Genomic DNA, 13,302 nt, shown 5'->3' with positions numbered 1-13,302 from the left:
AGCCATGATCGACGTGCGCCTCGAGCCTCACAGACGGCGGTTCCGACGCCGACTCCGTCACCTCCGGCGGGTCGACTTCCGGAACCTCGGGATGGCGAGCCGGACCCTCGCGGTGCTCGCGCGCCCCCGCCCGCGGAACTGGTGGCACAACCGGTCGTTCCTGAAGGAGGTCCCGTTGGGGCTCTACCGGGCGCTGTTCGACCCGAACGCGATGAACGACTTCCAGAAGGTGCGCGCGGAGGCCGGCGCGGTGTCGACGCCCGCCGACGGCCTCTGTGCGGGCGTCACCGAACGCGGCCGGGTCTCCGCGCTGTTCGCGCCCCACACCGGATTCACGAACCAAGTGCCGTACCACGTCCACGACGAGGAGGACCGCCTGAAGGGTGCCCGGCCGCGCGAGGGCGCGTTCTTCGGCGTCCGGTTCGCCGACGCGACCGGGGAGCCGTCGTCGTCCGAACTGACGTCCGAACCGACATCCGAGCACGGTCCGACCCGTGATCCGACCCGCGGACGCGACGGTCCCGCCGAGGGCGACGCCGGGGTCGAGTGGCTCTGGTCGGCCCCGTACGACCACGAAGTGGAGCCCGACACCGGGGCGGGGGCGCTCGTCGTGACCGCGACGCGCCGGGGCTCGAGCGACGGCGACGGCGACGACGGGCGTGTCGTCGGACGCTCCCTGACCGCGACCGAGCGGATCGCGGTCGTGCCCGGCACCGAGACGCTCGCGCGCGATCTGACGGTGCGGAACCGCGGCGACGTCCCGATCGAATCGGTCGTCTACTACACCCGCGCGAACGCCAACGCCCTGCTGCAGTACCCCCCGGGCGTCACCAGCCCGAACCGGGCGGTCGCGCGGGCGGCCCTCCGGTGGACGGACCGCGAGAGCGACGCCGAGCTCCGAGTGTTCGCCGCCCCGGACGTCACGGTGCTCGACTCCGGGGTCGCGGAGGGGGCGCTCGGGGACCTGTTCGCGGACGCGGAGTCGCGCGCGACCGGCCACTACCTCTCCGGGTTTCTCGAGCTCGACGTCCGGATCGAGCCGGGCGAAACGCGGACGGTCTCCACGTTCACCACCTACGGACGGGACCGGGGGCGAGTGGGAAGCGGCGACCGCGCCGTCGACGAGGATCGATCGCGCGCCGTCGCCGAACGGTCTCCTACCGGCCGCGAGCGAGACGCGCGCGACTGGTGGGCCGACCGCCTCGCCGACGTCGACGCGACGGGGATCCCGGCGCGTCACGCCGACGGCTACCGGCGGGCGCTCGTCGATCTGTTGACGCTGTGTGACCCGGAGTCGGGCTCGATCGCCGCGGCCCCGCACGTCCAGCCGGCGTACTACTTCTCGTGGCCGCGCGACGGGGCGTTCTCGGCGGTCGCGCTCGCTCGAGCGGGACTCACCGACCCCGCGGTCCGGTTCCTCGCCGACTTCCTCCCGCCGCTTCGGCGGGCGGACGGCTCCTTCGAGCAGTGTTACGCCTCGAACGGCGAGCCGGCGGGGGTGATCCCGGTGGAGAACGACCAACAGCCCGCCTACGCCTGGGCGGTTCACGAGGTCCACACCGTCCTCGCCCGGGAGGACCCCGCCGCCGCGGCCGGCTTCCTCGCGAGGACGTGGCCCGCGGTCCGCGACGCGCTCGCGTACACCGCCCGATCGTTCGCGGACAACGACCTCCTCGCGGCGACGCACGACTACGCGGAGATGTGGACGGACGCCGACCAGTCGCTGTGGACGAACGCGCTCGCGTACCGCGGGTTCCGCGACGGCGCGGCCCTCGCGAGGACGGCCGCCGGCGCGGGGATCGTCGACCCCGCGGACGCTGAGGCCGACGCCGGCCGGTTCGAGCGGGCGGCGGTACGGGTCGGCGACGCGATCGACGACGCGTTCTTCGCGGTCGACGCCGCGTCGCTCCCGGTCGGCCGGCTCAGTTCCGGCGCGGAGCCCGTCGACGGCTGGTCGTCGGTCGACGGGTTCGCCTCACACCTCACGTTGAACGGCCCCGAACAGCGCCCGACGACGATCAGCGCGGTCGCTGCCGTTCCGGGCGGCTGGGCCGACGACTACGATCGGACCGCCGACCTGCTGCCCGCCCTCGACGCGATGTACGGGGCGTCGCCCACGCGCTGGCTGCCGAAGGAGTTCCTGTACGCGGCGGCGTGTTACCGCGCCGTCGTCGACGGCGGGACGGCGGGTGATCTCGCGAACCGTGCCGTCACGGGCGAGGGCCCGGTCGACCGGCTGGCCGCGGGCGACCGCGTCCTCGAGGCGCTCGCGGACGAACGGCTCCCCGGCGGGGCGTTCGCCGAGGAGGTCGGACCGGACGGCGAGCACGGCTTCGCGGCGCTCGGCTGGTCGAGCGCGACCTACGTCCTTGCCCTCGATGAGCGACGGCGGGCGCTACGGACGGTCGAGCGGCGGGCCGAAGGCGACGCCGGAGACAGGGAGAACAGAGGGGACGCTGTAGGCAGGGAGAACGGAGGAGACGCCGAGGAGTAGCGGATACGGTACGGAAACGAGCGCGTGCGCGGGACGACGCGTTACTGGCCGCCGTCGGTGTACGCGCGGTCGGCGAGCACGCGGTCGGCGACGTCGTCGGCCTCCGCCGGGCTCGGGCGCTCGCCGGCGACGACCCGGTTCGCGAGGTCGCCCGCGACGGCGTACACCGCGGTCCCGTCCGCGCGGTCGGCGACGCGCTCGAACGTCGGGCGGTAGCCGGCGGCGCTCCGTCGTCCTTCCTCGTCGAGGGAGGCGTCGATGGCGTACTCGAGCTGGCGGACCGCTTCTTCGGGGTGCATGGACTGGTGTTCCGTCCCGATCCACTTAAAAATACTCGGATTCGGAACCGAGTTAATAGGTTGTGTCGATGTCGAACGACCCCCGATCGACGCGTATAGGCCCCCACACGGCCGATGTTCACCATGACCGATCGAGATCGCCGTGTCGCGGTCGCGGAGGAGGCTGCACGGGCGGGCGCCCGGGTCGCGTACGATCGCTTCCGAAGCGACGTCCCGGTCGAGTACAAGGGCGAGGACGACGTCGTCACCGAGGCGGACCGCGCCGCCCAGCGCACCGTGATCGACGCCGTCCGGGAGTCCTTTCCGGACGACGCCATCGTCGGCGAGGAGGAGGACGAGCGCAAGCGCGTGCCCGAGGGCGGCCCGACGTGGGTGATCGACCCGATCGACGGCACCCACAACTACGTCCGGGGGATCCGCACGTGGGCGACCGCGGTCGCCGCCGTCGTCGACGGCGAGCCCGTGGCCGCGGCGACGGTCTGTCCCGCGCTCGGCGACGTCTACACCGCCGACGGCGACGGGGCGTACCGTAACGGCGACCCGATCGCGGTCAGCGACGTCGCCGACCCGCGGCGGGCGGCCGTCGACCCGACGACCTGGTGGGACTTCGACAGTCGAGACGAGTACGCCCGCGCGTGTGAGGCGATCGTGACCCGATTCGCCGACATGCGGCGGTTCGGCGCGGCGCAGGTCGTCCTCCCGATGGTCGCGGCCGGCGGCCTCGAAGGGGCGATCTCGAACCTCCGGGTGGACCCGTGGGACTCCGTGGGCGGCGTCTTCATCGTCCGGCAGGCCGGCGGTCGCGTCACCGACCTCGACGGGGACCGTTGGCGACACGACTCGGCGGGGCTCGTCGCCTCCAACGGGGCCCTCCACGACGAGGTGCTTTCGGCCGCCAGAGAGATCGACCCCGTCCAGGGGAGCGAATTCACTCGCGGGAGCGAACGGTAAAGCCCCCGCCGGAAGCCGAGGGTTCAAAACCGATGGCGACGAACCCCGTCGTATGTACGCGGTCGTCGGCTGCACCGACTGTGCGAACATGTGGCTCCTCCGCGACGCGCGCACGAGCGAGACCGCCCGGTGTTCGCGCTGCGGACGGACCCATCGGACGGCCAAGCTGAAGCGGTTCTTCGAGTCCGAGGACCGCGAGGCGGCCCGCGAGGCGCGGGCCGCGCTGCTCGCGAAGAAACACGGCGACAGCGAGGCGTTCGCCGCGGTCGACCACGTCGCCGACTTGGAGCGCGCCGTCGAGGACGCCGGCGTGGACGACCGCGAGTACCTCGAGCGGTCCGGGCTCGACGCCGACGAAGTGTTCGAGGCGGGGGCCCGCGTCGAGGGCGGCGGCTCCGGCTCCCGGAGCCGGGACGAGGTCGTCCGGGACGCCGTCCGAGAGACCGAGGAGCCGACCGCCGACGCGGTCGTCTCGTACGCGACCGACCGCGGCGTTCCCGCCGACGCGGCACGCGACCTGCTGGAGAAGCTGACGCGTCGGGGCGACCTCAGCGAGTCGCGCGGGCGATATCGCGTGCTGTAGCGCCGCGTCGCGGTGGGTGGGCCGGGATCCCGCGTTCGGTCACTCCTCGGGAAGGTCGTCGGTCCGCCCAGGGATCCGCTCGACCTGTCCGGCGAGCGTCGCCGCGTCGCCGGCGACCGTCGCGGCGTCGACCCCCGCCTCGTTCGCGACCACCTGCACGTGCGTCGCGAGCAGCGCGAGCGCCCGGAGCCCCTCGTTTTCGGGATCGTCGTCGGTGCGCTGTGTGAACGTCGTGTCGACCTGTCCGTCGCGGACGACGCCGACGTGTACCGCCTCGATGTCGTCGCCCTCGAGCAGTTCGCGGGCCGCGTCGAGTTCGGCGGTGAACTCGTCTACGCCGTCGTCGGGTCCCGTCTCGTGGTCGTGGTCGGTGGGCATGACTGCTCTCGGAGCGGAACGAACAAAAAACGCCGCGGTCGGGCCGAATCCGCTGTAGAGGGGTCGACCGTGCTGGAGGGAGGTCGGCTACTCGGGACGGGGACGCGCGACGAACAGCGCCTCCTCGAGGGTGAACGGGTCGTACGTCGACTGGTGGCAGACGCAGTATGCGCCGTCGTCGGCGTCGTACCGGGCGGACTCCTCGAGCTCCTTGTAGCCGGGGATACAACAGAAGTGGGTACAGACGTTGAGGTACGCCATGAATCCCTGGTCGGTCGAGGCATCGATCCACTCGTTCTCCTGAGCGGCCTCCTCGATCTGGGTCGACCGAATGACGACCGCGTTCAGGTTCGCGTCGGCGTCCTCCGAGCGCCACGTCACCGTCGCCGGCTTCCCGACGCCGTCGTTGCCGACGTTGTTCCCCCACGAGTCGTAGTCGTCGAAGTCGTCGACGTGGATGCGGTCGCCGGCGTCGTACGTCTCGTCCTGCCAGTCGTACGAGCCGGGGTTCGACCGGAAGACGTTGTCGGACTCGAAGTCCGGACGGATGTTCTCCTGGGACTCGATCCCACAGTACTGGAACCACTCGCCGGCGTACGTCCGGCCGCCGATCTCCTCGCGGGCGACCTCTATCTCGATGCCCTGTTCCTCGATCGTCTGGATTTCGGGCCAGATCCCTTCGATGTAGCCGTCGTCGTTCACGCGAACCGGGATCTGTGGGAGCCCCCGGGGGGCCGGACCGCCGGTGTGGGCGATCGTCATCGCGACGGTCTGTCCGCCGCCGACGCCGCCGGCGGTCGTCAGGGAGTTCACGGTCGCCGAGCCGGCCGCGCCGACGCCCGCGAGGGCCGCGCCGCCGACGACGCCCTTCACGAACCGTCGTCGCCCGGATTCGGCGGGATACTTGTCGGACTCGCTCATACACGCTGCTCGGGACGGACCGGTAAAAAGGGTGACGAACCCTGCAGCGGAACGAGAACGGTGGAACGCTCCGAGGGATCGACGCACGGGCGGGCCGTCCCGGAGCGACGGAGACGCCGTCGAGCGTCCGAGAACCGGTCGTACAGGCGTTCAGGACCCATCCCGCAGGCGTTCCGGACCCATCTCGCAGGCGTCCCGTCGAACGCAACGTGATGAATCCAACCGGAGGAAGCCGCACGGTAATTTACTCGAACTCGGGGCAATACTTCCGTGATGCGGCGGTTTTAACCGGGAAGCTCCGGATACGTTATGACATGACATTGCACAATCGGACCGTCCGGCGGGACGTCCGCGAGCTCGGCGCGCTGCTGGGGGACGTGCTCTCCGAACAGACGTCGACGGAGGCGTTCGAGACGGTCGAAGCCCTCCGAAACGCGGCGATCCGGTACCGACAAGGGGACACACAGGGCCGGGAGCCGCTCCACGACACGATCGCCGGGCTCTCGCCGACGGAGGAGGGGATCGTCGCCCGCGCGTTCACGACCTACTTCGAGCTCATTAACTTGGCCGAGGAGCGCGAGCGAGTCCGTGCCGTCAGGAGCGCCGACGCCGACGGCTCGCTCCACGACTCCTTCGAGCACACCCTCGCTGAGCTGTCCGCGGCGGGCGTCGCCGACGAGGAGCTCCGCGACCTGCTCGACGACGTGCTCATCGAGCCGACGTTCACCGCCCACCCGACGGAGGCCCGACGGGCGACGGTCAAATCGAAGCTCCGATCGATCGCCGGCCACATCGAGGAGCTCGACGAACACAACCTCACCGAGCGGGAGCGGGCCGCGATCTGGCGCGACGTCACCGCGGAGGTGACGAGCCTCTGGGGGACCCGACAGGTTCGACAGCGCCGGCCGGAGCCCGAAGACGAGGCGCGGAACGTCGGTTGGTACCTCGAGAACACGCTGTTCGACGTCGTGGGTGACGCCTACGAGGAGTTCGAGGGAACGATCTCGGAGACGTACGACGACGTCGACTGCCCGAAGCTGTTCGAGTTCCGCTCGTGGGCGGGCTCGGACCGCGACGGCAACCCGTACGTCACGCCGGACGTGACCGACGAGACGCTCGCCCGCCAACGAGCGGTCGCCGTGGAGAAGTACCGCGACCGCTGTAAACGCCTCTCGGCGGTGTTGAGCCAGGACGGCGATCGCTACGCGACCGACGGGGCGCTCTCGGCGTCGCTCGAGGCCGACACCGACCGGTTCCCGACGGTCGTCGCGGAGGCGCGCGAGCGCTATCCCGGCGAACCGTACCGACAGAAGCTCAAGCTGATGCGCGAGCGGCTCGACCGCGTCGACGACGTCCGGCCGGGCGGCTACCCCGACGGGGACGCGTTCCTCGAGGACCTCGACGTCATCGCCGCGTCGCTGTCCGGCGACCGGAACGACGCCGTCAGGGAGTCGTTCGTCGAACCGCTCCGCCGACAGGTCGACACCTTCGGGCTCACCCTCGCGTCCCTCGACCTCCGGGATCACCGCGAGAACCACACCGAGACGGTCGCCGAGGCGGTCGCGGTCGAGGGCGTCGACTACCGCGGTATGGACGAGGGAGACCGCGTCGAGTTCCTCACGGCGGCGATCCTCCAGGACGCGCCCGTCGTCGACGTCGAGGAGCCGGGCGACGTCTCCGAGACCGCCGCCCGCGTGCTCCGCCTCTTCCGCGAGTTCGCGACGTGGCAGGCGGAGTACGGGACGCAGGCGATAGACACCTACTGCATCTCGATGACCGAGGAGCCGAGCCACGTCCTGGAGGTGCTCTTCTTGGCGGACCAGGCCGGCGTCGTCTCGCTGCCCGACCACTGCGGGCTCGACGTCGTGCCGCTGCTCGAGACGGAGTCCGCGCTCAACGGGGCCGAACGGATCCTCGGGACGCTGTTCGAGAACGAGGCGTACGGCGCGGCGCTGGCGGCCCGCGGCGACGTCCAGGAGGTCATGCTCGGGTACTCCGACTCGAACAAGGAGAACGGCTTCCTCGCGGCCAACTGGGACCTGTACGGGAACCAGCGCCGTCTCGCGGGGTTCTGCCGGGAGGAGGACGTCACGCTCCGGCTGTTCCACGGCCGTGGCGGCTCGATCTCCCGGGGCGGCGGCCCGATGAACGAGGCGCTGCTCGCGCTGCCGAACGAGACCGTCACCGGACAGGTGAAGTTCACCGAGCAGGGCGAGGCGATCGCCGAGAAGTACGCCAACCCGCGGATCGCCGAGCGGGAGCTCGAACAGATGCTCGACGCGCAGCTACGCGCGCGACACGAGGCGCTCGAGGAGCCGACGGAGCGCGTTCCCGAGGCGTGGGTCGAGGCGATGGAGACGATGGCCGCCGCCGCCCGGACCGCGTACCGGGACCTCCTGAACGAGGACGGCTTCGTCCCGTACTTCGAGCAGGCGACGCCCATCTCGGTCGTCGAGGACCTCAACCTCGGCTCCCGACCGGCCTCACGGTCCGGGGAGCGCAGCGTCGAGGACCTCCGCGCGATCCCGTGGGTGTTCTCGTGGACGCAGACCCGTCTCATCCTGCCGGGCTGGTACGCGCTCGCCGCCGGGGTCGACGCCTACCTCGAGGAGGTCGGCGAGGGCGAGGGGCTCGACACCCTCCGGGCGATGTACGACGAGTGGCCGTTCTTCCGGACGACGCTGGACAACGCGGCGTTGGCGCTCTCGCGGACGGAGCCGGAGATCGCCGCCGAGTACGCCGACCTGGCCGACGACGACCTCCGCGAGCGCTTCTTCCCGCGGCTCGTCGACGAGTACGAGCGCGCCCGCGAGCTCGTGTTGACCGTGAGCGGCCGCGACGACCTGGTCCGTCGCGAGTGGCTCGCGGAGAGCCTCGAACGCCGCAACCCCTACGTCGATCCGCTCAACCTGCTGCAGGCGCGCCTGCTCGGCCGGGAGGACCGGACCGACGAGGCGGAACGCACCCTCCGACTCACCGTCAACGGGATCGCCGCCGGCATGAAGAACACCGGGTGAGCCGGCGACGGTCCTTTCACCGCGTCGCCCCTACACGCCGTATGGGTTTCCCCGTCACGTACTACTGTCCGCGGTGTGAGACGCTCGTCGAGGTCGAACGCGACGGTTACCTCGCGGACAAGGCGGTGACGCCGTACCCCTTCGAGGGGTGGACGTACGCCGACCCGACGGAGCCGTTCGAGGACCGGGAAACGGTCGACGGCGTGCGCTTCGTCTGTGGCGAGAGCGCCGGCGTGCGCTGGCGGCCGAACGACGACGGTTCGTCGGGCTCCACAGCCGCCGACGCCCCGGCCGACGATGACGAACGGACGGGACCCGCCGACGAGGTGGCGGTCGGTTGCGGCGACCCGTTCTACCTCTCGTTCGTCCGCTTCGTCGACGGTCGCGAGGTCGATCCGCGGCCGGAGGCGGAACTCGTGACCATCGATCCGGACCCGCGTGCGTCCGGTCCGCGGGGTCCTCGTGGCCCCGGCGGACCGGACGGCCCCGGCGGCACCGACGGTCGATGAGCCCCGTGACGGCGGCGTCCGGCGTCCCGCGTCACGACTGACAAACCCCTTACGCACGGAGCACACAGGAGGCGATATGGAGAGCATCAACCGAACCGCGATCGAGCTCGTCGACGAGGCGCTCGACTTCGCGGGCGAACTCAACGTCGCCGGCTACGAACTCGACAACGGGGCGACGGTGGTCGACTTCGGCGTCGACGCCGGCGGGGGCGTGGAGGCCGGCCTGCTGCTGGCCGAGATACAGACCGCGGGGCTCGCGAACCTCCGGACTCACATGGGCGAGGTCGCCGGCGCGCCGCGCGGGTACGTCGACCTGTCGACCGACCATCCGGCCGTCGCACTGTTGTGTTCCCAGAAGGCGGGCTGGGAGCTGGCCTTCGAGGACGGGTTCGAGGGGCTCGGCTCCGGGCCGGCGCGCGCCCTCGTCGGCCGCGAGACGGAGTTCGAGCGGGTCGGCTACTACGACTCCTCGGAGTTCGCCACCCTCGCGATCGAGTCGACACAGCTCCCGAACGAGGCGGTGGCGGAGCACGTCGCCGAGCTCGCGGAGGTCGAACCGAGCGGCGTCTTCCTCCCGACGTACGCCACCGGGTCGACCGCGGGATCCGTGTCGAGCGCGGCGCGCGCAGCCGAGCTCGCCGTCTTCCGCCTGCTGGAGATCGGCTACGAGCCGACGGACGTCCTCCACGCGTCCGGCTCCGCGCCCATCGCGCCGGTCACCTACGACGAAGACCTCGCGATGGGACGGACGAACGACGCCGTCGCGTACGGCGGCGAGGTCCACCTGCAGGTCGCGCGCGACGACGACCGGTTCGACCAGCTGGTGTCGACCGTCGGGGAGGACTACGGAACCCCCTTCGTCGACGTCTTCGAGGCGGTCGAGTGGGACTTCTACGAGGTCCCGAACAGCGTGTTCGCGCCCGCGAAAGTGACCGTCGACGTCGTTGACGGCCCGGTGTACACGGTCGGCGAGACGGACGACGAGCTGCTCGCGGAGTCGTTCGGCTACCGCTGATGCGGCTCAAGCCGGTGCCGGAGCCGCCGGTCGCACTCGCCGATTTGGAGGCGTTTCGACGGGCCGTCCCGCTCGTTCCCGGGCGCGAGAACGACTGCTGTACCCGGCTCCGGGAGCGGCTCGACCTCCCGGATCGACGGGTCGCGAACGACTGGCTCGCGTTCCTCCGCGCGCTCGGACTGGTCGAGGAGACCCCCCGCGGCTTCCGACGGACGGACGCCGACCTCACCGCGGGGCGCGTGCGCGAAGGGCTCCGCGAACGGGTCCTGTTCGCGCCGGAGGCGGCGACGCTGCTCGCCGACGCCTCCCCGTCGAACCCCGTGACGCCAGCCGACCTCTTCGAGGCGACGCGGGGATCGGTGCCGCGACACGACCGGGCCCGGGATCCGGAGTGGGAGGCGACCTGGCTCGACCGCGCCGACCGACTCCTCCGCTGGTTCGTGCTCGTCGACCTCGCGGCGCGGGTCGGCGGCGACGCCGACGGCAACGGTGACGTCGCCTACGTCGCAGGCGACGCCGCCTGACCGGATCCGTCCGGCTGGAGTCGCCCGGCCGGAGTCGTCCGATCGAGACCGCTCTGCTCGTCACCGGGGAAACGCCGAAGGAGCGGGGATAACGACCCACCGTAACAAGCCTTTTACTCGGTCCGACAGAGAGAGAGGACATGGGACGATTCGAGGGACGGGGACCGCCGGAACCGGTCAAATACGAGCCCGCGAGCGTGAAGGACCTGCTCGTGGAGATGAAGGACACGGCCGAGCTGTTGATCGACCTGTCGTACTCCGCGGTCCTCCACGGGAGTTCGACGGTCGCCCACGAAGTCCTCGAGCTGGAGAACAAGATGGACGTGCTCCAGATGCGCGCGCGGATGAGCCTCATGCTCGCCGCGCGGAACCCGAACGAGGCCGAGAAGCTCGCACCCGTGTTGGGGGTCGTCGCCGCCGCCGACAAGGTGTCGGACGCCGCCGGCGACATCGCGAAGATCGTGTTGGAGGACATCGGCCTCCCCGACGCGATGCGCGGCGCGCTCTCCGAGGGCGTCGAGACGCTCGTCCGCGGCACCGTCGCCATCGACTCGACGTACGCGGGCCGGACGCTGAAGGAGATCGATCTCGAGTCGGTGACCGGCGTCCGGGTCATCGCCATCCGGCGTGACGACGACTGGATCCTCAACCCGGGACCGAAGACCCGGATCGAGGGCGACGACGTCGTCCTCCTCCGCGGGCCGGAGGCCAGCGTCGCCGACCTGTACCCCGACCTGACCGGCGATCCCTTCGAGCCGGACCCGCCCGTCGAGCCCGTGATCGACGACCTGGAGCGCGCGGTCGACTCCATCGTGTTGATGAAGAACCTCTCGGAGCTCGCGGTCGACCTCGCGTACGGATCCGTGCTCTTCGACAACGAGGAGCTCGCCGAGGAGGTGACCAACCTCGAGATCGAGGTGGATGCGCTCCAATCCCGGTTCGAGGCGTGGACGCTCCGGGCCGCCAAGGAGACCGAGGACCCGGTCTCGCTTCGGGGACTCATCCACCTCGGCGTCGCGACCGAGGAGATCTCCGACGCCGCTCTCGAGATCACCGAGGGGGTGCTCCGCGACCTGGAGGTCCATCCGGTCGTCGAGATGGCGGTCAACGAGTCCGACGAGATCATCACCCGCACCGAGGTCCGCGCGGACAGCGACCTCGCCGGAACCCGGGTCGTCGACGGCGTCCCGGCGACCGACGTCTCGACGAGCGTCCTCGCGATCCGTCGGCCCGACGAGGGGTGGCTCGTCGGCCCCGACATCGACACCACGCTCCGCGCCGGCGACGTCGTCATCTCGAAGGGGACCCGGACGTCCGCCGCGGAGTTCGAGACCCTCGCGGGGTAGCTTTTAAGCGACGGCCCTCGCGCCGCCCGACCGCCTACCAGTCGTACTCCTCGCGCGGGTCGACGGCGTCCCGCTCCCGGTCGAAGACGTGTCTCCCGTCGACGAACACGTGTCGCGTTCGGGAGCCGTTCTCGTGGAACACCCCGTCCCAGACGGCGACATCGGCGTCGGTGCCCGGCTCCAGCGTCCCGACGCGGTCGTCGATCCCGAGGATCTCCGCGGGGTGCCGCGTGACGGCCGCCAGCGCCTCCGCCTCGGGGAACCCCTCCCTGACCGCGAGCCCGACGCAGACGTCGAGGTGCTGCTGTGGCAACACGGGCGCGTCGGTCTGGATGGCCACCTTGACGCCCGCCTCGTGGAGGATGGCCGGCGTCTCGAAGGTGATGTTGCGGAGCTCGTACTTCGCGGCCGAGTACAGCGACGGACCGACGACGGCGGGGACGCCCCGCGCGGCGAACTCCTCGGCGATGAGGTGGCCCTCCGTCGCGTGTTCGATCGAGAGGGCGTCGATCCCGAACTCCTCGGCGATCCGGAAGACGGTCATGATGTCGTCGGCGCGGTGGGCGTGTACCCGGAGGGGGAAGCCCTCGGTGAGCACGCGCGCGAGGTTCTCCATCCCGAGGTCGCGCTCGAAGGGCTCGCCGTCGTTGCGGGCGTGTTCGCGGCGGTCGACGTAGTCCTCGGCCGCCATCAACGCCTCCCGGAGGGTGGCGGCGACGCCCGGCCGCGTCGACGGCTGTCGGCCCTCACGCTCCCCGTGGAACCGCTTGGGGTTCTCGCCCATCGCCGCCTTCATCCCGTCCTCGCGGATCAACATCCCGTCGGCGGTTCGTCCGTACGTCTTCATCGAGCAGATGATCCCGCCGATCACGTTGCCGGAGCCCATCCGCGCGGAGACGGACGTGACGCCGTTCCGGAACGCGTGTTTCAGTTCCTCGTCGCGCGGGTGGAAGCCGTCGAGCGCGGTGACGTGTGGCGTGACGGCGTCGGTGCCCTCGTTGAAGTCGCCGTCCTCGGGCTCGCCCCACTCCGCCATCCCCGCGTGGCTGTGCGCGTCGACGAGTCCCGGCGTGACGTGGTCGCCGTCGACGTCGATCACCGTCGCGCCGTCCGGGACGTCGACGTCGCCGACCGCGGCGATCTCCCCGTCGTCGATGACGACGGTCCCTTCGACGGTTCCGCGGTCGGTCGCCGTGTGAACGAGCCCGTTGACGAGTGCGTACATGGTCGTCGGTCGGAGCCCCCGGGTGAAAGCGTTTCGAGGG

Annotated in this window: 12 protein-coding genes; 8 read left to right on the top strand and 4 right to left on the bottom strand. The window is 71.0% G+C overall.

The genetic code is table 11. From position 1 onward, the window contains the following. Positions 1 to 4: 4 nt before the first annotated feature. The gene (locus tag GRS48_RS04235; protein WP_159483860.1) at positions 5 to 2,494 is read left to right on the top strand and encodes a hypothetical protein; all 2,490 of its coding nucleotides are present in this window, start codon (positions 5 to 7) and stop codon (positions 2,492 to 2,494) included. A gap of 41 nt (positions 2,495 to 2,535) precedes the next feature. Here the strand turns inward: GRS48_RS04235 and GRS48_RS04230 are convergent, their stop codons facing one another. After that, entirely contained in the window at positions 2,536 to 2,793 is a 258-nt protein-coding gene (locus tag GRS48_RS04230) for a hypothetical protein (protein WP_159483858.1), read from the bottom strand. A gap of 123 nt (positions 2,794 to 2,916) precedes the next feature. Between GRS48_RS04230 and GRS48_RS04225 the strand changes: the two genes are divergently transcribed. Continuing rightward, positions 2,917 to 3,744 (top strand): inositol monophosphatase, encoded by an 828-nt coding sequence (locus GRS48_RS04225; protein ID WP_159483856.1) that lies wholly within the window; start codon positions 2,917 to 2,919, stop codon positions 3,742 to 3,744. A 52-nt stretch (positions 3,745 to 3,796) separates the two neighbouring features. Further along, positions 3,797 to 4,327 carry a DUF5817 domain-containing protein gene (locus GRS48_RS04220; RefSeq protein WP_159483854.1) on the top strand — a complete coding sequence of 177 codons (531 nt, stop codon included), beginning with the start codon at positions 3,797 to 3,799 and terminating at the stop codon, positions 4,325 to 4,327. 39 nt (positions 4,328 to 4,366) lie between these two features. Here the strand turns inward: GRS48_RS04220 and GRS48_RS04215 are convergent, their stop codons facing one another. Both GRS48_RS04215 and GRS48_RS04210 read right to left on the bottom strand, forming a co-directional pair. Next, positions 4,367 to 4,705, bottom strand: coding sequence for a hypothetical protein (locus GRS48_RS04215; RefSeq protein ID WP_159483852.1), 339 nt, complete (start codon positions 4,703 to 4,705; stop codon positions 4,367 to 4,369). An 87-nt stretch (positions 4,706 to 4,792) separates the two neighbouring features. Next, a complete protein-coding gene (locus GRS48_RS04210; protein ID WP_159483850.1) occupies positions 4,793 to 5,626 on the bottom strand; it encodes a ubiquinol-cytochrome c reductase iron-sulfur subunit in 834 nt (277 codons plus the stop codon). A gap of 314 nt (positions 5,627 to 5,940) precedes the next feature. On the opposite strand from GRS48_RS04210, the gene ppc reads away from it, so the two are divergent. The 5 genes from ppc to GRS48_RS04185 all read left to right on the top strand — a co-directional run bounded on the left by ppc (position 5,941) and on the right by GRS48_RS04185 (position 12,037). Continuing rightward, positions 5,941 to 8,643: a phosphoenolpyruvate carboxylase gene (ppc, locus tag GRS48_RS04205; RefSeq protein ID WP_159483848.1), complete on the top strand. Its 2,703-nt coding sequence runs from the start codon at positions 5,941 to 5,943 to the stop codon at positions 8,641 to 8,643. Between the two features lie 41 nt (positions 8,644 to 8,684). Continuing rightward, positions 8,685 to 9,152, top strand: coding sequence for a hypothetical protein (locus GRS48_RS04200; protein ID WP_159483846.1), 468 nt, complete (start codon positions 8,685 to 8,687; stop codon positions 9,150 to 9,152). 76 nt (positions 9,153 to 9,228) lie between these two features. Then, a complete protein-coding gene (gene mch, locus GRS48_RS04195) occupies positions 9,229 to 10,167 on the top strand; it encodes a methenyltetrahydromethanopterin cyclohydrolase (protein ID WP_159483844.1) in 939 nt (312 codons plus the stop codon). Further along, positions 10,167 to 10,691 (top strand): hypothetical protein, encoded by a 525-nt coding sequence (locus GRS48_RS04190; protein ID WP_159483842.1) that lies wholly within the window; start codon positions 10,167 to 10,169, stop codon positions 10,689 to 10,691. Before mch ends, GRS48_RS04190 begins: the two co-directional genes overlap by 1 nt. 140 nt (positions 10,692 to 10,831) lie before the next feature. After that, the gene (locus tag GRS48_RS04185) at positions 10,832 to 12,037 is read left to right on the top strand and encodes a potassium channel family protein (protein ID WP_159483840.1); all 1,206 of its coding nucleotides are present in this window, start codon (positions 10,832 to 10,834) and stop codon (positions 12,035 to 12,037) included. Between the two features lie 34 nt (positions 12,038 to 12,071). Here the strand turns inward: GRS48_RS04185 and GRS48_RS04180 are convergent, their stop codons facing one another. Continuing rightward, a complete protein-coding gene (locus tag GRS48_RS04180; protein ID WP_159483838.1) occupies positions 12,072 to 13,262 on the bottom strand; it encodes an amidohydrolase in 1,191 nt (396 codons plus the stop codon). Positions 13,263 to 13,302: the final 40 nt, after the last annotated feature.

The sequence above is a fragment of the Halorubrum sp. JWXQ-INN 858 genome (assembly GCF_009806985.1).
Taxonomy (GTDB): domain Archaea; phylum Halobacteriota; class Halobacteria; order Halobacteriales; family Haloferacaceae; genus Halorubrum.
This window is presented reverse-complemented; position numbering and strand designations above follow the sequence as displayed.

Coding starts and splice junctions, on each gene's coding strand:
- GRS48_RS04235 (WP_159483860.1), top strand. CDS start 5: ATGATCGACGTGCGCCTCGAGCCTCACAGACGGCGGTTCCGACGCCGA.
- GRS48_RS04230 (WP_159483858.1), bottom strand. CDS start 2,793: ATGCACCCCGAAGAAGCGGTCCGCCAGCTCGAGTACGCCATCGACGCC.
- GRS48_RS04225 (WP_159483856.1), top strand. CDS start 2,917: ATGACCGATCGAGATCGCCGTGTCGCGGTCGCGGAGGAGGCTGCACGG.
- GRS48_RS04220 (WP_159483854.1), top strand. CDS start 3,797: ATGTACGCGGTCGTCGGCTGCACCGACTGTGCGAACATGTGGCTCCTC.
- GRS48_RS04215 (WP_159483852.1), bottom strand. CDS start 4,705: ATGCCCACCGACCACGACCACGAGACGGGACCCGACGACGGCGTAGAC.
- GRS48_RS04210 (WP_159483850.1), bottom strand. CDS start 5,626: ATGAGCGAGTCCGACAAGTATCCCGCCGAATCCGGGCGACGACGGTTC.
- ppc (WP_159483848.1), top strand. CDS start 5,941: ATGACATTGCACAATCGGACCGTCCGGCGGGACGTCCGCGAGCTCGGC.
- GRS48_RS04200 (WP_159483846.1), top strand. CDS start 8,685: ATGGGTTTCCCCGTCACGTACTACTGTCCGCGGTGTGAGACGCTCGTC.
- mch (WP_159483844.1), top strand. CDS start 9,229: ATGGAGAGCATCAACCGAACCGCGATCGAGCTCGTCGACGAGGCGCTC.
- GRS48_RS04190 (WP_159483842.1), top strand. CDS start 10,167: ATGCGGCTCAAGCCGGTGCCGGAGCCGCCGGTCGCACTCGCCGATTTG.
- GRS48_RS04185 (WP_159483840.1), top strand. CDS start 10,832: ATGGGACGATTCGAGGGACGGGGACCGCCGGAACCGGTCAAATACGAG.
- GRS48_RS04180 (WP_159483838.1), bottom strand. CDS start 13,262: ATGTACGCACTCGTCAACGGGCTCGTTCACACGGCGACCGACCGCGGA.